This is a genomic window from Alcaligenes sp. GW821-FHT11D07 (genome assembly GCF_058808495.1).
In genome coordinates, this window is sequence record NZ_JBXART010000002.1 from 641,332 (window position 1) to 662,658 (window position 21,327).

The following is a 21,327-nucleotide window of genomic DNA, read 5'->3' on the forward strand; positions in this document are numbered from 1 at the left end:
CGCCGCTTTATGTGCGGTTCGCTTGCAGTACTGTCAAGGCTGTCATGTTGATAATGCGACGAACAGTAGAGCTGTAGGTCAGGATATGCACGGGTGCATTGGCGCCCATCAGGAACGGGCCGATGGCGACGTTGCTGCCAGCAGCGGTTTTCAGCAGGTTGTAGCTGATGTTACCTGCATCCACGTTCGGGCAGACCAGCAAGTTGGCCGAGCCTTTCAGCAAGGAGTTGGGCAAGGTGCGATTGCGCAGGCTTTCGTCCAGGGCGCAGTCAGCGTGCATTTCGCCGTCCACTTCCAGGTCGGGCGCTTGCTCTTGAATCAAACGCAGAGCTTCGCGCATTTTGGGGCCGGAAGCCGCCGAATCCGTACCAAAGTTAGAACGCGACAGCAGGGCAACCTTGGGCTCCAGGCTCAGCGTGCTCAACATGCGAGCCGCTTCGATGGTGTACTCCGCAATTTCCTGTGCGTTCGGGTCGTCATTGACGTGAGTATCGGTCAAGGCCACCGTGCGTTCGCCCAACAGCAGAATGTTCATGGCGGCGTAGACGCTGGAGCCAGGCTTGCGGCCGATCATCTCGTCGATGTAACGCAGGTGGTTGTGGTAGGAGCCGATTGTGCCGCAGATCATGCCATCGGCATCGCCCAGGTGCACCATGGTGGAACCAATCAAGGTCAGGCGACGACGCATTTCCACGCGAGCCATTTCCTTGCTGATACCGCGACGGCACATTTTTTCCCAGTACGTTGTCCAGTACTGGTGGAAACGGTCATCGGATTCTGGATTGGTCACTTCCACATCCACACCCAAGCGCAGGCGCAGACCAAACTTCTTGATGCGGGACAGCAGCACAGCAGGACGGCCAACCAAGATAGGCTGGGCCAACTTCTCGTCCACAATAACTTGCACGGCACGCAAGACGCGCTCTTCTTCACCTTCGGTAAAGACGATGCGGGCTTTGCCACCTTCGCGTACCAATTGCTTGGCAACAGCGAATACAGGCTTCATGAATGCGCCCGAGTGGTAGACAAACTGTTGCAGCTTGGCGATATAGCCTTCGAGATCCGCGATTGGGCGTGTTGCCACACCTTCTTCCATCGCGGCCTGGGCCACGGCGGGGGCAATACGGGTAATCAGGCGTGGGTCAAAAGGCTTGGGAATCAGGTAGTCAGGGCCAAAGCTCAAGCCGTAGCCACCGTAGGCAGCGGCAACCGCTTCGTCCTGCTCTTCTTCGGCCAGAGCCGCAATGGCACGAGCCGCCGCTTTTTCCATGCCACGCGTAATGGTGGTGGCGCCCACATCCAGCGCACCGCGGAAGATGTAGGGGAAGCACAAGACGTTATTGACCTGGTTGGGGAAGTCAGAGCGGCCGGTAGCCATGATGACGTCATCACGAGCGGCTTTGGCCACTTCGGGCAGAATTTCCGGAGTGGGGTTGGCCAGTGCCATCACGAAAGGACGGTCTGCCATTTTTTGCAGCATTTCTGCTTTCAGTACGCCACCAGCAGACAGGCCCAGGAACACGTCGGCATTTTCAATCACATCGGCCAGCTTGCGGGCCTCTGTTTCTTTAGCAAAGCGGGACAGTTCAGGAACCTGATGACCGGGGCGGCCTTTATAGACCACGCCGTCAATATCCGTAACCCAGACGTTTTCTTCAGGCAGACCCATGTCTACCATCAAGTCCAGGCAAGCCAGGGCAGCCGCGCCCGCGCCGGATGTCACAACTTTGATCTTCTTGATGTCTTTGCCCACGACCTTCAAGCCGTTCAGGAAGGCGGCCGTCACACAAATGGCGGTACCGTGCTGATCATCGTGAAAGACCGGGATATTCATGCGCTCACGCAGTTTGCGCTCGACTTCAAAACACTCGGGTGCCTTGATGTCTTCCAGGTTGATACCACCAAAGGTAGGCTCCAGACCGGCAATAATATCCACCAGCTTGTCGGGATCGGTTTCGTTGATCTCGATATCGAACACGTCCAGGCCAGCAAACTTCTTGAACAGAACGGCTTTGCCTTCCATCACCGGCTTGGAGGCCAGTGCGCCGATATTGCCCAGACCCAGCACAGCAGTGCCGTTGGAGATCACGCCAACCAGATTGCCTCGGCCGGTGTAGCGGAACACGTTTTGCGGATCAGCAACGATTTCCTCGCATGCAGCGGCAACGCCGGGCGAATAGGCCAGGCCCAGGTCACGTTGGCTGACCAAAGGTTTGGTCGCGGCAATGGTGACTTTGCCGGGAATGGGGAACTCGTGGTAATCCAGGGCGGCTTGTCGATCTACGGGTGAACTCATCGTGTCCTCTTGCTCAGGCGCCAAACAGGTGTTTGGTGAAGTCTAGGGAAGGCGTGGCGTAAAGCACGCCAGAGCCGGTTTTCAACTAGTGTAGATAATTAAACAGGGCTGGGTATTAGGGCTTATTATTACCCCATTAGTAAACACTTATAGATAGGTGTAAAGGCTTGGAAACAAACGATATCGCCCATAGATTGGTGCAGCGACTCAAGCTGCGTCATTTGGCCTTGCTGATCGAGATTGATCGCCTGGGTTCCCTGACGAAAGTGGCGGATTTAATGGCAACGAGCCAACCTGCCGTGACTCAGGCCTTGGCCGAGGTCGAGCAGGTATTTGGCACTCCGCTGTTTTTACGATCATCCCGTGGCATGGAGGCCACAGCACAGGGGCAGATCGTCATTTCAAGAGCCCGCGCCATGGTGCAGGACATGGAGTTGCTGAGCCTGGATTTGCAAGCGCATAGCATGGGACGGCAGGCGCACCTGCGTTTGGGCGTGATTCCATTGGTGTCCGGCAAACTTGTCTCCACCGCCTTGCGGGCAACCCGGCCACAGGGGCAGCCTGTGTCGGTCAGCATTACAGAAGGTTTGACGGAGACACTCTTGGAGCAATTGCGCGACCACGCTTTGGATGCGGTGGTGGCGCGTAGTTCCCCAGATCTGAACATGAAAGGCTTGCGTCATGAAGCACTTTACGCGCAGCAACCCCGGCTGATCGCCAGCCGGGAACTGGCAGGGCGTCTTGGACGACGCAAGCTCGATTGGGCGCAGCTGCAGGATCTGGACTGGATACTGGGCCCGCGCAATACGCCTATGCGGCGGCAGGTCGCTAACTTGTTTTTAAGGGCGGGTTTGCTGGAGCCAGTCCCTAGCGTGGAAACATCCTCGCCCAAGCTGATTGGTGAACTGATCGTGAACCATCCCCGTGCCGTGTCCGTGGTCCCCACCGAGATCGCTGAAGAGCTGGTACGCGTATCAGGCGTGGCGATCGTGCCGTATTCCTTTGAGTGGGGTTTGTCGCCTATCGCCTTGTTTACCCGAATGGCAGGACCACAGCGGCCGGTAGACAAGTTGTTTGCGCAAGAGCTCAAGCGTGTGTGTACCGACAAGACCGTGCCGCTGGAGCGGGGGGCGTTCTTTTATTGAGCCCAGTAGCTCCCATCTACAGGGAGTCCGATAGGGAACTGGTCGTTGGGCAAGGTGTTTGGAATTCAAGTTAAAAAATAAAGCGGTTCTTATTGTTTTTGATGAAAAATATAGTTTAAAAATTAATGGATTTTTTTAAATAATTTTTATTATTAGAAAATAAAAAATAATAAAAACGGAAACGATAGAAAGAAGAGACGTAATAACTTGAAGGGCGTAGATAGTCACTACTACCGGCGTGTCTCGACGCTCATCCCAACTTCTTCAGGCTATGCCGCTCAGAGTACAGGTCAGGAAGAAGAAATAGGCCGACAAGCTGAACGGAATCATGATGATAGATCATCGCCCGGAAACAGGCTCGCTGTGGCATAGGAAAGGGAAATCAAGGATACCCCGCCTATACAGGTAGAAAGGTGTGCTATTCGCCAAAGCTCCGTCACGGCTGCTGGCTGCCGATTTTTGGACAGACCATGAGGCAAACCGAGCAGAGTTCAAAAAGAAAATAAAACTAAACCCAAGGCGATATAAGTCATGGTGTGATGGGTTTAATCGATTTCAAGGCGCTTAATCAGATTTAATCGATGGATTCTGGCCCGGATAGTTTTGGTGGCTAGTTATTAAAATTTAAGGTCTAAGCCAAAAGTTATTACGTACCGGTTTTTTTTACTCATGCAGGGGGCTTGACCGCCTGGCCCCGCTCTTGGGGAAGTAACAGCGCTTTTTTGCATCGCCTGGCTTGTGGCCGAAAAGCCCATGCTAGAGCAGCACAAACGCCGTCCATGCAAGAGCGTATCCAGACTTTCGCTGCCACCGTCTAGCTGATAGACTTACGCCCTGCTTTCTAGATCTGAGCGTGCCCATTCTCCTTTGTTGGGAACTGGGGCTTAGTGCTTCCCAAGCCTGCGCTCAGTTTGTGAGTTTGCCTAGGTGATAGTTGATAGCTCAGAACAGGAGGTGTGGTTGGCTTGCTGCTGACAGCAGCCGTCTTGGCTGACCAATGCCGCTCCAGCTGCCGCTTCGATAGCTTGGTCGAACTCCACAGAAAGCGCGACGGGCCCATAGTTAAATGGATATAACTTCCCCCTCCTAAGGGGAGATTGCAGGTTCGATTCCTGCTGGGCCCGCCATTCTCTAGCCTTTTTAAGTCTGATTGCTGGGCTCTTCGCTCAGGCAATATCAAGGTCTCAGACGTTTACTGATTCACATACCAGATGGTCTTGGTCTGTTGATATTGGTCCAAGGCTTCCATTCCCTTGTCTTTACCGCCAAAGCCAGACTGCTTGAAGCCGCCAAAGGGCGCGGTAATATCCCCTTCGGAAAAGCCATTGATCGAGACTGTGCCTGCTTTGATCTTGCGCGAGACTCGCTGCGCTCGACGTACATCGTGGGTGTAGATAGATGCTGCCAGGCCATATTGGGTGTCGTTGGCCAAGGCGATGGCCTGCTCCTCGGTATCGAAGGTACTCACTGCCAGCACAGGGCCAAAGACCTCTTCCTGAAACAGCCGGTCTTCAGGAGTAATCTCATCGAAGATGGTGGGCTCGATGTACCAGCCGCTACCGAGCTCGGTGTGAATTCGCCCGCCATGGACCAATTTGGCATTTTTCCCTGGATTCTTCAGAAAGCTGGCCACTTTTTCAAAGTGGGCTTGCTCAACCATGGGTCCGATAGACACATCAGGATCAGTGGGCAGACCGACCTTCCAAGCACTGAGCCCCTGTTTAAGTTTTTTCAGCAGGCTATCTTTCAGACTGCTGTGGACCAGCAAGCGGGACCCGCAGCTGCAGTTCTCGCTCATGTTCCAGAATGCAGCAGCCAAGATAGAGGGGATGGCTTCATCCAGTAGGGCGTCTTCAAAGACGATCTGAGGACTTTTGCCGCCGCACTCCAGAACGACTTCTTTAAGATTACTGTCGGCGGAGTACTTCAGGAACAGGCGACCGACTTCGGTGGAGCCCGTAAACGACACCATATCCACGTCTTGGTGCCGTCCCAAAGGTTCCCCCACCTGCTCGCCTGTACCGGTAATCAAGATAAGCGCCCCTTCCGGAATGCCAGCTTGATGGGCCAGTTGTGTCATACGGTAGGCGCTAAGGCTTGTTAACTCGGATGGTTTAACAATCACCGAATTGCCACATACCAATGCGGGGGCGACTTTCCAGGCATACATCTGCGCAGGGAAGTTCCAAGGTAGTACGGCTGCGACGACGCCAATGGGTTCTTTCACGATTAAACCCAATGCATCCGAGCCGGTTGGAGAAATGCGACCAAAGCATTTATCGGCTGTTTCTGCATACCAACTGAAGGTCTCAATCGTGGCAGGCATATCTGTATTCAGGCATTCGGTGATGGGTTTGCCCGCATCGACACAGTCCAGCGCTGCCAGTTCTTCCGCGTGTTGCTCCAATAGGGCAACCCACTTGAGCATGGTTTTTTTGCGATCTGCTGGCGACAGAGCAGACCATTCACCCGATTCAAAGCTGGTACGGGCAGCCTTGACGGCTGCTTGAACGTCAGAGGCCTCACCGGCTGCAACTTTGCCAATGACAGCCAGGTCGATAGGGCTGATGTTGTCGAACTGAGCTTGGCTGATCGATTGATGTCCAGGAATCAGGTGCGAAGCGTGCAGCTTTCCGGCGCGGGCTAACTCAAATACGGTTTCTTGTTGCGTGGGCATTCAGGCCTCCTGTTCAATTTGGAATGCATTGATCTGTGCCAGAAAGTCGTCGCGCTCTTTTTGCTCGACTGGGAGCAGAGGCAAACGTACTGAGCCCACATCAATGCCGTGGCGTATGCAACCCAACTTGGCCTTCTGGTTGTAATTGCCCGACTCCATCGCGGTGATCGCTGGCAACATGGTGCTCATCATGCTGCGCACGCTTGCCCAGTCCCCACGTTCGGCTGCTTTGAGCATCTGGACTTGTTCAGCGGGAAATACGTTGGCACCACCACTGATCCAGCTACGCACACCCCAGAATAAAAAGTCGGCGGCTTGGTCATCACAGCCGCACACGACCTGAAAATCTTCTAGCTTGGCATTGACCATCGCAACGACTCGACTGAAGTTGCCGCTGCTTTCTTTGATGCCCACAATGTTTTTGACCTTAGCCAGCTCGTAGACGGATTCCAGCTCAATTTGTATGCCAATCCGTGCGGGGAAGTTGTACATGACAATAGGCAATTCGGTCGCGGCGGCGACCTCTTTGAAATAGGCCACTACTTCATTTTGTCCGGGCAGACTGTATGGGGTGGGGGAGAGCATCAGGGCTCCGTATCCCAATTGCTCTGCTTCACGAATCCGACTGATGGCCTCGGCGGGTGACAGGGAGTTCACGCCTGCGATCAGTGTGGTACGGCCACGCCCTGTTTGCGCGACGATCTCCAGCACCCGGCGGCGCTCTTGCGCGCTCAAAGCGTAGTATTCGCCTGTGGTCCCGCAGGCCACAATTCCCCCAACGCCTGCCTCAATAAAGCATTCAACCAGGCTCTCCAGCGCTTTTTCGTTCAATTGATTGTTGGCATCAAACGGGGTGACGATGGGCACGAGAATTCCGTTCAGGTTCATGATGTCTCCAAATTATTAGTGGTGGATTTAAGTAGTTATTCAATGACTTTGCGGGTGAAGGCGCTCAGGTACGCCATCAAGGCTTCTGATCCTTGCAAAGCCATCTCGGGGTTTCCATCCTGGATCCCTTCCGCCAGGGTCAAATGTGCTTTGGCCCCCGCTTCCAGGTCGCCTTCATATTGATAGGCATACCAGAATCGTCTGCACTGAACGATCATGGGAGCGACCGCTTGCACAGCAAACGTGTTACGGCAGGCTTGATGTATGACTTCGTCCAAATGTTGGTCTGCCAGCATATAGGCCTCTATATCCTTGGCATTGGCAGCATCCACCATGGCCTGCGCATGGGCGAGCAAGGTGCTGCGTTGTGCCGGGGTAGCCCATCGGGCCGCCCCTTGCACAATTAGGCGTTCCAGGACTCGACGCGTTTCAATGAGAGTCAAATGTTCGGCCACGCGGATTTCGCTGACACGCAGGCCTCTGCGTGGTTGTTGTTCAATTAATCCCAGGGCCACCATACGCATCAGGGCTTCACGTAAGGGGGTGCGTCCCAAACCTGTCATTTCCACCAGATCACTTTCCACGATGGCCTGGCCAGGCTCCAGTTTGAGTGTGGCAATTAACTGCTCAATCGCTTGGTAAGCGGTTTCAGCGGCACGAGAAGAAGGGATGGGGGCGCTACTCACAGAGACTCCAATATAAAAAGTGCGTTAAAAGCCGGATACTTGCTGAGGCAACCAGGTTGCAATCGCGGGAAACAAGGCGACGATCAACAAGGTCAGCAACTGGGCAAGAATAAACGGCACAACACCTCGACAAACTTGTCCATATGTCATGTCTTTCGGGGCAATGGACAGAAGGTAGAAGATGGATGAGGCTAAAGGCGGCGTCAGGTAGCTGGTTTGAATCACGACAATTACCATCACGCCAAACCACAAGGGGTCTAGGCCCGTCGCTACAATAAAGGGCAGGAACAGCGGGACGCAAATCAGCACGTTAGCCGTCCAGTCCAGCACAAAACCCAGCAAAAACACAATGCCCAGGAACAGGATGATTGTGCCGGTAGGGCCTAGGCCCAGATCGCTGGTGAGCATTTGCACTAGCTTGGCGCCACCATTGGCTGCGAAGGCACCGGTAAACATGATGCCTCCGGCCACAATCAGCATAATCATTGCCGTAATGCGCACGGTGATGCGCAAAGCTCCACTGAAAACCTCCCAGTTGAACTGACGGTAGAAAATGCACAGGACGGCTGCCGCTGCTGCTCCCAAGGCGGCGGCCTCGGTAGGCGATGCAATACCCTTCATCAAGGAACCCAGAACGGCAATGATCAGCAGCATCATGGGGACCAGGCCACGCATCGTAATACTGATTTTCTCACCCAAAGGCCGGCGCATATCCTCGCCATCTGCTCTTGGTCCCAGCTCGGGCTTGAGTGTGGTGGCGATCAGGATATAGGCCACAAACAGCGAGGTCATCAACAGGCCGGGAAAGAGCATGGCAGCAAACAGTTCTCCCACCGGAACCTGTGCCAGAGAGGCATAGACGACCGCGACCACGGAGGGAGGGATCATGGTGCCCAGCGAACCGCCTGCGCAGATCGTGCCTGCAATCAGCGAGTTGTTGTAGCGAAAGCGCTTCATGGCCGGGATAGCCATCAGCCCCACCATGATTTCTACGGCTCCCACTACGCCTGCTGCAGCGGCAAAAGTGGCAGCCATTGCGATTGTGGCAATGGCCAGCCCGCCTGGCAGCCCGCCCAGCCATAACTGCATCGTGCGAAACAAGCGTGCCGCAATGCCCGAACGCTCCAGCAGTGCTCCCATCAAGACAAACATGGGAATCGCTGACAGGATATGGTTGGTAGCTGCGCCATACAGGGCGCCATACATCTGATCAAAGACCATAGGGCCAAAGGCGTACCAACCGGCCAGAAAGGCGGGCAGGATCAGCGCAAAAGCCACGGGCATGCCCTGAAAAATCAGCAGGAACAAGCCAGGAAACATCAGTCCGGCGATCCATAAATTCATGGGTTCACCTCAATCTCAGCGTGGCTTTCTGCTTTGACCGCACAGCGCAACCCGTGCGCCAGCAGTTGTAAGGTAAAGGCAATCAGACCAATGGCAATGCAGGCATAAAAAGGCCACATCACCGGAGCCCAGGGGCTGACCATCTCGACCTCGTTAAGTTTCCAGGCCATCCAGGCTTTGTAGATGCTGACTTTGCTTAAAACGGCAAACAGAGGAAACAGCACCAGCAGATACAGGACCAGGTCTGAAATACGGGCAAAGCGCTTTGGCAAGTGCTTGCGAACCACGTCGATACTGATGTGCTCGTTCTGACGCATCACCCAAGCCATACCCAATAGAAAAATAGCCCCATTCATCATGTACGCCACATCAAAGGCCCAGACCGTGGGGGCATGGAGAACATAGCGAGCAAAGACTTCCCACACCATGGCTGTGACCAGGATTGCCGCAGCCATTTCCGCCAATCGGGAGCTTGCAAGGGCGATAAAGTCGATCAGTTTTGAAATAGGCTGCAGCATGGCAGCTCTCCTTCAGATAGTAGGATTTCAGTCTCGGATCAAATAATCGCTTTCGCTGCGCCAGCGGCTTAAGAAACCGTCGTAATCAGTCAGCAAGGTTTTCATGTAATCGTTGCCTGACTGGGCCTGGGCATCCGCTTTCTTGTGTATCCAGTCATTGCCTGCTTCGGCCAACTGCTTGATGAAGGCGGGGTCCAAGGTAATGATTTCGTTGCGGCCCTGGCGATACTTTTCCATGGCTTTGATGTCGGCGTTGTAAAAGTAGTCCAGCGATTGATGGGTAGTCAGTTCAGCAGCGGCCTCGATCAATTGCTGCAAATCGGCTGGTACTTTGTCCCACGTTTCTTGCTTGAGGACGACTTCCCACATAAAGGTGGGTTGATGCACACCAGGCACCACTATGTACTTCGCGGCTTGATGGAAACCTTCTGGTGTATTGGAGGAGGGCGTGGCCCACTCCACCGCATCCACCCCTTTACGTTGCAGCAGGGTGTAGGTATCCCCAGGTGGCACTACCGTAGGCACAGCACCGAAGTAGTCTTTCATCACATCGGCCCAGGCGCCGGAGGTGCGGTATTTCAGTCCCTTCAGGTCTTCTGCATTACGAATCGGGGTGTTTGAGTGAGCCATGACTTCGGTCGAACCCAAGCCAACAATCATGGTTTTCAGGCCATTCTTGGAGCGCAACTCCTGCAGCTTTTCTTTGCCTCCCCCTTCGTAAAGCCAAACTCGGTAAGCATCTGGCCCCATGCCGCCCGGATAGCCAGCAAAAATAGCATTTGCTGGATCTTGGTTGACCAGATAACTGGAGGTGGAGTGCCCGGCCTCTACCACGCCTGTCTCTACCGCTTCAAAAACCTTGAGGGCCGGAACAATGACACCTGCTCCGAAGGGCTGGATTTCAACGCGATCGCCCGTCATGAGTTTTACGTTTTTTGCGAAACGCTCCAGGAAGTTCTGATAGAAGGGGGAGCCTTCGGGTACAGAGGTCGGTACGCGCCAGCTGATGTCCGCGGCTTGTGCCGAGGCCATGCCGCATAACAAAAACAAACCAGCAATTCGTGATGCACCAAGTTTGGATTTCATGTTTGTCTCCGGTGGTTTTTTTATAGTCCAGCTCTGTAAACGGCCGGTGGCCGGGATGTGAGCATGGAATGGATGTTAATATTTTATAAATATATTAACAACATATTTAGATTGGGGTTTGTCCTAGAGACGGCTGGAGCGCGCTTGTTTGGCTGGCGTGAGGCGGTTGGCTCAGGCTGCGATCGAGAGCGTGCACTCTGTTGAGTGCTTGGATGTTTTGGTGTGGTGATGGCCGCAGGGGGCTTGGGGCAGCCTGACGTTGAGGAAAGGCTAAGACTTGTTTTTGGCCTGCTGATGACGGAGCTGGGAAGACAGTAGGGCGGTTTCTGCTCTTTTGTCCGTGCCGTCTGACTGATGGTCTTTGCGGCTGTTTTTATACGGGTATAGCGCGGTCAGTCAGATTACAGGAATCTGCCCCCCTGTCCGCTAAGTGGCTGTTTACTTGCCTTCGGCTTTTTCTGGCTGCGACACGGCTGGGTGTATTTGTGGGTATTTTGCTTGTCCAGCCTTGTCCTCAGAGGGGCAAGGGCAAGGCTGTCACGCCAGTCGTCTATGGAGCTTTGGTACGCCTAAAGGCGTGTGTAGGCCGAGCCGGGTACGTGGGGCGGATGACTGATCAAACCGGTGTACGGGCTGGCGGAGTGCTGCTTGTCGCCCAGACTGCTTAGAACGGGCTTTTTGCTTGCCAGATAATCATCCAGGCTCCCTGTCCAGAGCTTGAATCCCAGGCAACTGTTCCATTTATCTTGTTGGTAAAGCCAGTGGGTTTGGCAGACCGAGCAGCAAAATAGACTTTGCTTGCCTTGCTCTATGAACTCCTCTTGCGCAGTGAGGCGCTGCATATATGTGTGCTTTTTTGTGTGTGGCTTAGACAGGGGGAGGGTCTGACACAAAATGCACATGGTCTTATGGTCAATCTTGCCCATTTCTTGCTCCTCTTTAAATGGTGGCTATGGACATAGCGTGTTTTAAAAAAAAGATAGCAATGCGCTGTGGCTATCCTCACTCCACGCAGATAGCCTGAGCGCATCTTACAAATCTTGAATAATGTTGGGTAGTGTTAAAAGAAACAAAAAGTTTCTTGAGCAAGAATCCGTAAATCATAGTCAGGGAAAAGCGGCGGGTTTGCGGAGTCTTGTAAGCCCAATCCACTGGCAAGGCGGCCGATCTGCTGGGGGCCGCAGGTCAAGTAAAGACGGGGTTTGGCCGCGTTTTTAAGTGATCGCGCTTAGTGAGGGTTCTACCAGCTATGACTGTCTTTAGCGCCAATCAAAAACGACCTGCTGATACGGGCCGTTCCTGTGCGGCGTAGAAGATAGCGGCCTGTACGCCGCCCTGTCTTCCATCCTTTTGCCCAGTTTCGTTTTCATTTGAAATACTTAGGCGAACCCCATGATTACACTGCTTTTATTTATGAGGGACTCGCCATGGATAAGGCTAAAAATTCTCCGAATAACGAAGAGGCTGTTTCCTCTGGGCGTGGCAAGCAAGATCCCCCTTTGGTGGAGCCTTGCGCCCCGGATTCCTTCGACTCGTTTTTTGATCGATTCGCGAAGTCGGTGACTCGCTTTGCGGGTTCGCCCGTCATGTTTTCAGTGGCAGTGTTGGCGGTTCTGTTGTGGGCCTCATCTGGCCCGTATTTCGACTTTTCAGAAACCTGGCAACTGGTCATCAATACGGGCACCAGTATCGTGACTTTTTTGATGGTCTTTTTGATCCAGCAAAATCAGAACAAGGACAGTAAGGCGCTGCATATCAAGATGGATGAGCTAATCATCTCTTTGACGGACGCGAACGAGCGCTTGATTGATGTTGAAGAGCTGGACGAGAAACAATTAAAAAAGCTGGAAGCCTACTACTCCGCAATTGCGTCGAAGGCACGGAATCGCTTGGGGGGCGATAAGTAGCCGCCAGGACACATCCTGGATCTGGAGGCTGGTCTACACCTTGGTCGCTAAGCCTTCACCCCCCTTGATTGTGGGTTTGTATGCTGAAAAGGCCTATTGGCTGCTGCTGAATAAACCGGCGGGGCGCTGTGGTAGGATTGTGCGCTTTAGCGCCGTACCCGGGCATCAAGACGTTTTTTGCCGGGTCAGCGACTTCATTTTTCAACGCATCATTTTGTCCGGCTGGAGATCTTCCAGGGCCGGCTGGTGCACCGCAGCAGGTTAGTTATGACACTCCAGGGTTGGAAGCGCCGCGTCGTTTACGTGGGCGTATTTGAAATTTTTGCGATTATTTTTTCTTCGTTTTTGCTGGCTTTTTTTGCCGGTGGTACGGCATCAGACTCCGCGCCGATTGCGGTGGCGATCTCAGTGATTGCCATCACCTGGAACTACGTGTTCAACACCATTTTTGAGTATTGGGAGTCTAAGCAGAGCGTCAAAGGGCGTAGCGTGCTGCGCCGCTGTGTCCACTCCATCAGCTTTGAGGCCGGTTTGATTATTTTTATCGTGCCTTTGTATATGTGGTGGTATCAGGTGGGCTTGATCGAAGCGCTGCGTATGGAAGTGGCGATTCTGGTGTTCTTCCTGATTTACTCCTTTATCTTCAGCTGGACCTTTGACCGGGTGTTTGGCTTGCCAGCCAGTGCTGCCTAAGCTCTATTAAGCTCTGTTAAGTTCCAGAAAAAAGCCGCGTTATGCGGCTTTTTTTTTTCTCCGGTGATGGGCATGCGGGACGGTCTTTTCGATTTTTATACATGGCGCAGCGGCCGCGGGAGGCGCACGCCTTCGCCCTTATTCGGTTTGTGAGTTCCTGCGCGCCTGGCAGATTTGCCCGTGATGGGTATCGGCCCATTGCACCAATGCCTTCATGGGCACCAGAAAAGACCGCCCTAGCTCGGTCAGCGTGTATTCCACGCGCGGCGGTACTTCAGCGTACAAAGTACGATGGACAAAGCCATCCGTCTCCAGCCGTTTAAGGGTGCGCGAGAGCATTTGCCGGGAAATATCACCGATCTCCCGGCCCAGCTCGTTAAAGCGTTTTGTGCCGGGGGCCAGGGATTCCAGAATCAACAGACTCCATTGATCACCAATACGATCGAGCACATCCCGAATAGGACAGGGCTGTTCAAATTCTTCTACAGGGCTTGTAGCCAATACGTTTGCGCTTGAAGAGGGCATGTTTTTTCCTGCCTTGCGATATTCAATAGTCACTTCCGTGTGACCTGGTATGGTCCGCGTGACTTCTTGTGGAGTGACAAAAAACTGTCTAGCATCATGCTTAATGGTCTACTTAATAGACCAGGTCTTTATTTGAGCACACAAGGAGCTATTATGTCTCGCATTGCATTGATGGGTGCCTCCGGCGAAGTCGGTTCGCGCCTGCTGAAAGAACTCTCTGATCGTGGTCATACGGTGACAGCGATTGCCCGCCACACTGACAAGATCGCCAGCCTGCCTAATGTCACTGCCGTGCAGGGGGATGTGAATGATCTGGATGGCTTGATCGCCCTGCTGCAAGGGCACGATATTGCCATCAGTGCTGTTCGTTTTGCGTCTTCTGATCCCTCCAAGCTGATCACTGCGGTGCGCGCCGCTGGCATCAAGCGCTATTTGGTTGTGGGCGGGGCTGCCAGTTTGGAAGTCGCCCCTGGCCAGCGCTTGATTGATCAGCCTGCTTTCCCCGATGCCTACCGTAGCGAGGCTTTGGGTGGGATTGAGTTCCTGGATCAACTGCGTCAAGAAAAAGAGCTGGATTGGACCTTTTTGTCTCCGTCTGCTGAGTTCGGCCCGGGCCAGCGTACCGGCAAATTCCGTCTTGGCAAGGACAGCTTGCTGGTATCGGATCAGGGTAGCCAGATTTCGTACGAAGATTATGCGATTGCCTTGGTTGACGAGATCGAGCGCCCCAGCCATTCGCGTCAGCGTTTCACCGTTGGTTATTAACAGGAGCCAGGCTGATGAAAATCACGTTTTCTTGGATTTCCCCGGTGTTGTTGACCGGCGCTTTGTTAATGAGCACGGGCATTGCCTCGGCTGCGGCTCCTGCGGCGCGTGATGTGGCTCAGGAAGAGAGTAATCGCCAGTTAGTGCTGCAGTTTTATGACCGCTTTTTTAACCAGCACGAGGTTCAGCAAGCGGCCCAAGTTGTGGCGGATGACTATATCCAGCACAACCCGCAGGTGCCGGACGGAAAAGCGCCTTTTGTGGGCTATTTCGGAACCTACTTCAAAGACAATCCGCAGTCCCGTGCAAAGATAGTACGTAGTGCCAGCGATGGGGATCTGGTCTATCTGCACGTGCATTCGACCAATGGCAAGGCGGATCGCGGGCAAGCGGTGATTGATATCTTCCGTGTGCAGGACGGCAAGATTGTTGAACACTGGGATGTCATCCAGGCGGTGCCGGAGCAAGCGGCCAATAGCAACACCATGTTCTAGACTTGTTGCTTGTTCAGGCCGATGCTGATCGCCGTCTCGGTAAGCAGAGGATGTATGCGTAAGCTAACAAAACGCCCGTCATAGCTGTGTAGCCTCCAAACGTTTGGGGTTTAACAGTGATGACGGGCTTTTTGATTGTGTAGGGGCACTCCTTGCCGAAACCTCTATGCCGTTTGGATTTTTGCCTCGCGTATAGGCAAATTGACGATCGCCGCGACGATGGCCAAAACGATATCAGCCCACCACATCCAGCTGTAGTCACCAAAGCGGGTCAGGGCAATGCCGCCCAGCCAGGCACCTAAAAAGCCACCAATCTGGTGGGAGAACAGGGCCAGCCCGAACAAGGTAGCCAGATAGCGTGTACCAAACAGTTTGGCGACGATATTAGCCGTGGGAGGCACGGTAGCCAGCCAGGTCAGCCCCAGGCCGATGGCAAAAACATAAAACACTAGATCGGTCTTGGGCATCATCAAATACCACAAGATCAGGACGGCTCGGGAGGCATACATCAGCGCCAGCACGTACTTGCTGCGCCAGCGTGCAATGCACGAGCCTGCCACGATACTGCCAAAGATGTTGGCCAGCCCGATCAAGGCCAAAGACCAGCTGGCAACCGATGGGGGCAGGCCACACAAATCAATCTCACCTGGCAGGTGCGTGACTAAAAAAGCGATATGAAAACCGCAAGTGAAAAAGCCCAGGCTCAGCAGCAAATAGCTGCGATCTTTCATGGCTGCTTTGACGGTTTGCGCCAGTCCCGGACCGCTGACAGCGGGCGCTGAGCTGGGGGCGGTAGCGGCTTTTGCTGCACTGTTGCCGGGACTGAGTTTGCGAATCAAGGGCAAGGTCAGCAGGGCGGTTAAGGCCAGTACCCAGAAGGTGGACATCCAGCCCACCATAGCGATCAGTTTTTGCACCAAGGGGGCAAAAACAAACTGGCCAAAGGAGCCGCCGGCGTTGATCAAACCAGAGGCCTGTCCGCGAGCGTGATCCGGAATGCGTTGAGCAGCAGCCCCAATCAAGGTGGAAAAACTAGCCGCGCCCGAGCCTATATTGGCCAGCAGGCCCAAGGTCAGCGTCAAGCCCAGGCCAGTGCCAATAAAGGGAGTGACCGCGCAACCCAGTGCCAGCACCAGCAGACCGGCAATCAGAACGCGGTCCGGGCCCCAGCGATCAGAACAAGCACCGGCAATGGGCTGGATTGCGCCCCAGGCCAGTTGTCCTACTGCCATGGCAAAGCTGATGGACATGATGCCCATGCCGGTCGCTTTATCAATCGGGCCAATGAACAGACCAAAGGATTGGCGTATCCCCATGGTGACCATCAAGATGCCGGCGGCTGCCAGCGTGACCGTCATCACGGCAGGCTGGCGCAAGGATTGAAACATGGGGCCCCCTCTTATTATTCAGGCTTGAATTATCTGGCGAAATAGTAAGTGGGTGCAATCATTTTTGTCTTGTGACAAGCGACTTTCTTGCTATGCCGATGGGGAGCGGTATCAGCTCTTTCGCTGGTGCCACTTGGCTAAACCTCGCGGCCTATGCCGCACAAATCTGTTCTCAATCTGTGCATGCTTGTGGGCATTGCGCCTTGCCTGGCAAAACACCCCACAAAGTGGATGGCTGTCCACTTTGTGGGGTGTTGCTCAAAACGGTTCGTTTTTATAAACACTGCGAAAGGCGTCAGCCTTTTTCCAGGCCCGCTTGTACTGTGCGTGCGCCCAGGCTGTCGATCAAAACGTGTGGATTGATACCCAATAAATAGCCGCGTCGCCCACCGTTGATATAAATCGTGTCGAACTCCAGCAGCTCTTCCTCCACCCAGACGGGCATGGCCTTGCGCGTCGCAAAGGGGGAGGTGCCGCCGACCAAGTAGCCGGAGTGGCGCTGGGCCACATCCGGTTTGCAGGGGGCGATCTTTTTAACGCCGGTCTGGCGGGCCAGGTTCTTGGTGGAGACTTCGCGGTCGCCGTGCATCACGATAATCAGCGGCTTGGCACTTTCATCTTCCATGATCAGTGTTTTGGCAACCCGGTGCAGATCCAGCCCTAATTGGGCTGCCGCTTCCATGGCCCCACCATGGTCAACATAGTTGTAGCTATGCTCGGTAAAACTAATGCCTTTTTTACGCAGCCATTGCGTGGCTGGAGTTTCGCTGACGTGTTTTTCTTTAGCCATATCTGAAGGTGCGCTCAAGCGCGTGGATGATGGGCGGCGTGCAAGGCTTTCAAGCGTTCACGCGCCACATGAGTATAAATCTGTGTAGTGGAAATATCGGCGTGTCCCAGCAGCATCTGTACCACGCGTAAGTCTGCCCCGTGATTGAGCAAGTGTGTTGCGAAAGCATGGCGCAATACATGGGGCGAGAGCGGGGCCAGAATCCCGGCCTGAACAGCGTATTTTTTAACGATCAGCCAAAAAGATTGCCGACTCATGCAGGTGCCGCGCCCGGTGATGAACACAAAGTCACTGCGTCGCTGCCCCAACAAAGCGGGGCGCGATTCTTGCAGATAACGCTCGATCCAGTGCAGGGCCTCCTGGCCTAGAGGCACTAGCCTGTCCTTGCCGCCTTTGCCTTGGTCGATGCGCAAGACGCCATCGCTCAGGCTCAGATTTTGCATCGGCAGTTCAATTAGTTCGCTGACACGCAAGCCGCTGGCGTACAAGGTCTCCAGCATGCTGCGATCCCGCAGTCCCAACTCATTGTGTATGTCGGGTGCGGCCAACAGGCGCTCGACCTGATCTTCGGACAAAGTGTGCGGTACGCGGGGCGCTTGGCGGGCACTGCTCAATTCCAGACAGGGGTCGTCCTGACGCAGACCCTCTTGTACGGCCCAGCTGTAAAAGCGGCGCAAGGTTGCCAGTCTGCGGTTAGCCGTGCTGGCTTTGCTGCTGCCGGACTGGCTGCTCATCCATTCGCGTAGGTCGCTGGCATCCAGTTGTTCCAATGCTTTGTCCGCTCGCTCTGCCTGCACCCATTCGGCCAGGCGTTCCAGGTCCTGCCGATACGCCTGCTGCGTGTTGGCGGCCAGGCCGTCTTGCAACCACAGCATGGTGATGAAATCGGAAATCAGACTGGCTTGCGTCATGGGGCGGGGGGCTTTATTCGACGGGATCGGAGCGGGAAAGTCATCATGCTATCACTCCGAGGTGATGAGCTTCATTCAGGCGCGAGCGCAACTTTCGGTATATACCTATATATATTTCCTGATTATACTAATTCGTTACACCTGTCCCGGAGGAGAAAACAATGTTTAAACGTGTCGTATCGGTAGCTGCCTTATCCCTGTTCTTGCAAGGCACGGCCCAAGCTGATGAATTGGTGGTAGCCGCTGCTGCCAGCTTGACCAACGCCTTCAAGGAACTGGCAGGTCAGTTTGAAGCGGAACATCCTGGCACCAAAGTTCTGACCAGTTTTGCGGCTTCGGACGTCTTGCTGCAACAGATCGTCAATGGTGCGCCGGTGGACGTGTTTGCCTCCGCAGACCAGAAGGCGATGAACAAGGCAGAAGAAGCCAAGGCGGTGGACCCGGCTACTCGCAAGAATTTTGTGCAGAATCAGGTGGTACTGATTGTGCCTAGCGACAATCCTGCCAAAGTGAGCAACGCCGGTGACCTGGGCAAGCCAGAAGTCAAACGCGTGGCCTTGGGTAATCCGGCGGTTGTGCCTGTAGGACGTTACACCCAGGCTGCGCTGGAAAAAGCCGGTCAGTGGGATGCGGTTAAAGAGCGCGAAATTCTGGGGCAGAACGTGCGTCAGGTGCTGGATTACGTCGCTCGTGGCGAAGTAGAAGCCGGTTTTGTGTTTGCTACTGACGCTGCCATCATGAAAGACAAGGTGGAAGTGTTGGAAGTGCTCAAGACAACGGAACCTGTCACGTACCCCATCGCTTTGGTTCAGCGTGAAGGTCGCAATGACAAGGCCCAGGCTTTCCAGGATTTCGTTATGTCTGAGTCCGGTCAAGAAGTGCTGGCAAAATACGGTTTTGCCAAGCCTTGATCGGATTTTGATAGCAGGATGACTTCACTTTGGATTCCCTTGTGGTTATCGCTCAAGGTCGCCGCTTGGGCGACCTTGTTCGCCTGTGTGCTGGGCATAGGCATTGCCTATGCCTTGTCGCGCTGGCAGTCGCGCTGGTGTGACCTGCTCGACTCCATCTTGACCTTGCCTATGGTTTTGCCGCCCACAGTAATTGGCTATTACCTGTTGGTGTTGCTGGGTCGGCGCAGTTCTCTGGGGCAGTGGTTATCGAGCATAGGTATAGAACTAGTCTTTACCTGGCAGGGGGCGGTGGTGGCGGCCACGGTGGTCGCTTTCCCCATGATTTTGAAAGCGGCGCGCGCCGCTTTTGAAGATGTGGACACGCGCCTTGAAAATGCTGCCAGCGTGCTGGGCCTGAAGCCTTTGGCCATTTTTTTCCGAGTCAGCCTGCCCTTGGCAGCGCGCGGTATTATGGCCGGGGTTTTGCTGGCATTTGCACGGGCCTTGGGCGAATTTGGGGCTACCTTGATGATTGCGGGCAGTATTCCGGGACGCACCCAGACTATGTCCATTGCTATCTACGAGGCGGTGCAGGCAGGCGAGGATCAACAGGCTTTGGTGCTGGTGGCCATTATTTCAATTACCTGCGTCCTGGTTCTTTGGAGCACCAGTGCACTGTCGCCGCGTCACGTGCGTCGTAAAAGAGGGATGTCATGAGCCTGAACTTACAGATTCAACGCACCGTTGTTAGCGAGGCCCGTCATTTCAAGCTGAATATTCAGATTCAGACTGATGCTCGGCATATCGCTTTGTACGGGCCTTCGGGCTCGGGCAAATCTTTGACGGTGCAAAGCGTTGCCGGTTTGCTGCGGCCCGATCACGGCCGAATTCAAATTGGCGATCAGGTCTATTTTGACTCCGAAACCGGCGTGAACTTAAAGCCCCGCGAACGCCGCGTGGCGTATCTGTTTCAGGACTATGGCCTGTTCCCTCATTTGACGGCGGCACAGAATATTTGCTTTGGTCTGAATACCGGCTTGTTCAACCGCACAGTGCGAGATTTGCCTGCGGCAGCCCAGCGTTGGGTGGAAGCATTCCAGCTGGAGTCCGTGTTGAGCAGCTATCCTGCTCAGCTATCGGGTGGGCAAAAGCAGCGCTGTGCTTTGGCTCGTGCGCTGGCAATCCAGCCGCAGCTGCTCTTGCTGGACGAGCCGTTGGCGGCTCTGGACCAGGATTTGCGTACCCGTTTGCGTGCCGAACTGGCTCAATTGCAGAGCCAGATCGACATTCCCACGATTTTGATCACGCATGATCCTGAAGATGCCAGAGCCTTGGCCCAAGAGGTCTATCGCATTCGCGATGGTCGCATTATCGAATGCTGCACCAGCGCTGATCTGGAAGTTACAGCGTAGCGATCATTACGCTGGATGCCTTAAATAGCGCATAGGCGGATTGGCCTGCTTCCAGGCTCAAACGCTGTGTGCTGTCCAGCGTGATGCTGGCGGTTATCACCAGTCCTTGCGGCAGTTCCATGCGGACTTCGGCGTTCACCGCGCCACCAATCACATCTGTAATTGTGCCGGGCAATTGGTTGCGGGCAGACAGGGAGTTGCGTGTGTCGCCTGTGCCGATCATGATTGAAGACGCTTTCAGAAAGGCCAGCACTTTTTGACCTTCGCGCAGGCCCAGGTTCTCTGTGCTTTCACGGGTAATGGACGCCACAACGGTCTGGCCCTGGCCAATATCCACATGAATTTCGTCGTTAACGGCACCCGTTTTGATCGTGGTGACTGTGCCGGGCAGTTGGTTGCGAGCGGAAGTTTGCATGATCATGGTTTGGAGTAACTCCATTTGAGTGGCCACTGAAGGCATTAAGCGACCGATGCGACTCATGAAACGCTGATGCAGCCGGTCATAGGTTTGGTACAGCTCAAGTAACTCGACCGCCTTGGGGGTCAAGGTGGCGCCACCACCACGATGGCCACCCGTGCTGCGTAGCACCAAGGGTTCGCCAGCCATATTGTTCATGATGTCGATGGCATCCCAGGCGGCTTTGTAGCTGATGCCAATATGGCGGGCAGCAGCAGAAATCGAGCCCTGCTCGGCAATAGCGGCCAGCAAAGCCATACGGCGTGCGCTGCCCCAGGTATGTTCACCCGTACGCAGAGACAGGCTACCGGTCAATTCGGGATTGGGAGTGTGTGAATTAGGCATGGTGATAAGTGTAAGGGCGGGAGCGGACAAGGTATAGAGCGCCAGTACAATGGCCTGATCCGTGCCGCTGGCCATTCTGTTTTCTTGCAACCTTAACTGGTTTTTTC

Annotated in this window: 21 protein-coding genes and 1 tRNA gene; 9 read left to right on the plus strand and 13 right to left on the minus strand. The window is 54.4% G+C overall.

Annotated elements, in window-relative coordinates:
- Window positions 1–7 precede the first annotated feature (7 nt).
- On the minus strand, window positions 8–2,296 hold the full coding sequence (locus AC1RSM_RS11545; protein WP_492932623.1) for an NADP-dependent malic enzyme: 2,289 nt from the start codon (window positions 2,294–2,296) through the stop codon (window positions 8–10).
- 167 nt (window positions 2,297–2,463) lie between these two features.
- On the opposite strand from AC1RSM_RS11545, the gene AC1RSM_RS11550 reads away from it, so the two are divergent.
- On the plus strand, window positions 2,464–3,441 hold the full coding sequence (locus tag AC1RSM_RS11550) for a LysR substrate-binding domain-containing protein (RefSeq protein WP_492932625.1): 978 nt from the start codon (window positions 2,464–2,466) through the stop codon (window positions 3,439–3,441).
- A gap of 1,052 nt (window positions 3,442–4,493) precedes the next feature.
- Window positions 4,494–4,568: transfer RNA gene (locus AC1RSM_RS11555), tRNA-Arg, on the plus strand.
- 65 nt (window positions 4,569–4,633) lie between these two features.
- On the opposite strand, the gene AC1RSM_RS11560 is transcribed toward AC1RSM_RS11555, so the two are convergent.
- From AC1RSM_RS11560 to AC1RSM_RS11590, 7 genes are all read right to left on the minus strand, one after another.
- Window positions 4,634–6,118: an aldehyde dehydrogenase gene (locus tag AC1RSM_RS11560; protein WP_492932627.1), complete on the minus strand. Its 1,485-nt coding sequence runs from the start codon at window positions 6,116–6,118 to the stop codon at window positions 4,634–4,636.
- Window positions 6,119–7,006, minus strand: a complete 888-nt coding sequence (dapA, locus tag AC1RSM_RS11565) for a 4-hydroxy-tetrahydrodipicolinate synthase (protein ID WP_492932629.1) — start codon at window positions 7,004–7,006, stop codon at window positions 6,119–6,121.
- 35 nt (window positions 7,007–7,041) lie between these two features.
- Window positions 7,042–7,692, minus strand: coding sequence for a GntR family transcriptional regulator (locus tag AC1RSM_RS11570; RefSeq protein WP_492932631.1), 651 nt, complete (start codon window positions 7,690–7,692; stop codon window positions 7,042–7,044).
- A 24-nt stretch (window positions 7,693–7,716) separates the two neighbouring features.
- Window positions 7,717–9,036 (minus strand): TRAP transporter large permease, encoded by a 1,320-nt coding sequence (locus AC1RSM_RS11575; RefSeq protein WP_492932633.1) that lies wholly within the window; start codon window positions 9,034–9,036, stop codon window positions 7,717–7,719.
- On the minus strand, window positions 9,033–9,554 hold the full coding sequence (locus tag AC1RSM_RS11580; RefSeq protein WP_492932635.1) for a TRAP transporter small permease subunit: 522 nt from the start codon (window positions 9,552–9,554) through the stop codon (window positions 9,033–9,035). Before AC1RSM_RS11580 ends, AC1RSM_RS11575 begins: the two co-directional genes overlap by 4 nt.
- Window positions 9,555–9,581: 27 nt before the next feature.
- The gene (gene dctP / locus AC1RSM_RS11585) at window positions 9,582–10,640 is read right to left on the minus strand and encodes a TRAP transporter substrate-binding protein DctP (protein WP_492932637.1); all 1,059 of its coding nucleotides are present in this window, start codon (window positions 10,638–10,640) and stop codon (window positions 9,582–9,584) included.
- A gap of 569 nt (window positions 10,641–11,209) precedes the next feature.
- Window positions 11,210–11,482, minus strand: a complete 273-nt coding sequence (locus tag AC1RSM_RS11590; RefSeq protein WP_492932639.1) for a hypothetical protein — start codon at window positions 11,480–11,482, stop codon at window positions 11,210–11,212.
- A 585-nt stretch (window positions 11,483–12,067) separates the two neighbouring features.
- On the opposite strand from AC1RSM_RS11590, the gene AC1RSM_RS11595 reads away from it, so the two are divergent.
- Both AC1RSM_RS11595 and AC1RSM_RS11600 read left to right on the plus strand, forming a co-directional pair.
- The gene (locus AC1RSM_RS11595) at window positions 12,068–12,547 is read left to right on the plus strand and encodes a low affinity iron permease family protein (protein ID WP_492932641.1); all 480 of its coding nucleotides are present in this window, start codon (window positions 12,068–12,070) and stop codon (window positions 12,545–12,547) included.
- A 267-nt stretch (window positions 12,548–12,814) separates the two neighbouring features.
- Window positions 12,815–13,240, plus strand: coding sequence for a PACE efflux transporter (locus AC1RSM_RS11600; RefSeq protein WP_492932643.1), 426 nt, complete (start codon window positions 12,815–12,817; stop codon window positions 13,238–13,240).
- Window positions 13,241–13,378: 138 nt separating this feature from the next.
- Here AC1RSM_RS11600 and AC1RSM_RS11605 read toward each other — a convergent pair whose 3' ends face one another.
- Window positions 13,379–13,765, minus strand: a complete 387-nt coding sequence (locus AC1RSM_RS11605) for a winged helix-turn-helix transcriptional regulator (RefSeq protein ID WP_492932645.1) — start codon at window positions 13,763–13,765, stop codon at window positions 13,379–13,381.
- 153 nt (window positions 13,766–13,918) lie between these two features.
- On the opposite strand from AC1RSM_RS11605, the gene AC1RSM_RS11610 reads away from it, so the two are divergent.
- Window positions 13,919–14,530, plus strand: a complete 612-nt coding sequence (locus tag AC1RSM_RS11610; protein ID WP_492932647.1) for an NAD(P)-dependent oxidoreductase — start codon at window positions 13,919–13,921, stop codon at window positions 14,528–14,530.
- 68 nt (window positions 14,531–14,598) lie between these two features.
- Entirely contained in the window at window positions 14,599–15,024 is a 426-nt protein-coding gene (locus AC1RSM_RS11615) for a nuclear transport factor 2 family protein (RefSeq protein ID WP_492932975.1), read from the plus strand.
- 164 nt (window positions 15,025–15,188) lie between these two features.
- Here the strand turns inward: AC1RSM_RS11615 and AC1RSM_RS11620 are convergent, their stop codons facing one another.
- The 3 genes from AC1RSM_RS11620 to xerD all read right to left on the minus strand — a co-directional run bounded on the left by AC1RSM_RS11620 (window position 15,189) and on the right by xerD (window position 18,113).
- Window positions 15,189–16,412, minus strand: a complete 1,224-nt coding sequence (locus tag AC1RSM_RS11620) for an MFS transporter (RefSeq protein ID WP_492932649.1) — start codon at window positions 16,410–16,412, stop codon at window positions 15,189–15,191.
- Window positions 16,413–16,707: 295 nt separating this feature from the next.
- Window positions 16,708–17,202 carry a Cys-tRNA(Pro) deacylase gene (gene ybaK / locus AC1RSM_RS11625; RefSeq protein WP_492932651.1) on the minus strand — a complete coding sequence of 165 codons (495 nt, stop codon included), beginning with the start codon at window positions 17,200–17,202 and terminating at the stop codon, window positions 16,708–16,710.
- A 14-nt stretch (window positions 17,203–17,216) separates the two neighbouring features.
- A complete protein-coding gene (xerD, locus tag AC1RSM_RS11630; protein ID WP_492932653.1) occupies window positions 17,217–18,113 on the minus strand; it encodes a site-specific tyrosine recombinase XerD in 897 nt (298 codons plus the stop codon).
- Window positions 18,114–18,274: 161 nt separating this feature from the next.
- On the opposite strand from xerD, the gene modA reads away from it, so the two are divergent.
- Genes modA through AC1RSM_RS11645 form a run of 3 tightly spaced genes read left to right on the plus strand, consistent with a single transcriptional unit; the run spans window position 18,275 to window position 20,418 of the window.
- Complete coding sequence (gene modA / locus AC1RSM_RS11635) at window positions 18,275–19,024, plus strand: molybdate ABC transporter substrate-binding protein (RefSeq protein ID WP_492932655.1); 750 nt, start codon at window positions 18,275–18,277, stop codon at window positions 19,022–19,024.
- 18 nt (window positions 19,025–19,042) lie between these two features.
- On the plus strand, window positions 19,043–19,723 hold the full coding sequence (gene modB / locus AC1RSM_RS11640; protein ID WP_492932657.1) for a molybdate ABC transporter permease subunit: 681 nt from the start codon (window positions 19,043–19,045) through the stop codon (window positions 19,721–19,723).
- Window positions 19,720–20,418 carry a sulfate/molybdate ABC transporter ATP-binding protein gene (locus AC1RSM_RS11645; RefSeq protein WP_492932659.1) on the plus strand — a complete coding sequence of 233 codons (699 nt, stop codon included), beginning with the start codon at window positions 19,720–19,722 and terminating at the stop codon, window positions 20,416–20,418. Before modB ends, AC1RSM_RS11645 begins: the two co-directional genes overlap by 4 nt.
- Here the strand turns inward: AC1RSM_RS11645 and AC1RSM_RS11650 are convergent.
- On the minus strand, window positions 20,408–21,220 hold the full coding sequence (locus AC1RSM_RS11650; protein WP_492932976.1) for a TOBE domain-containing protein: 813 nt from the start codon (window positions 21,218–21,220) through the stop codon (window positions 20,408–20,410). The genes AC1RSM_RS11645 and AC1RSM_RS11650 overlap by 11 nt on opposite strands.
- Window positions 21,221–21,327 lie beyond the last annotated feature (107 nt).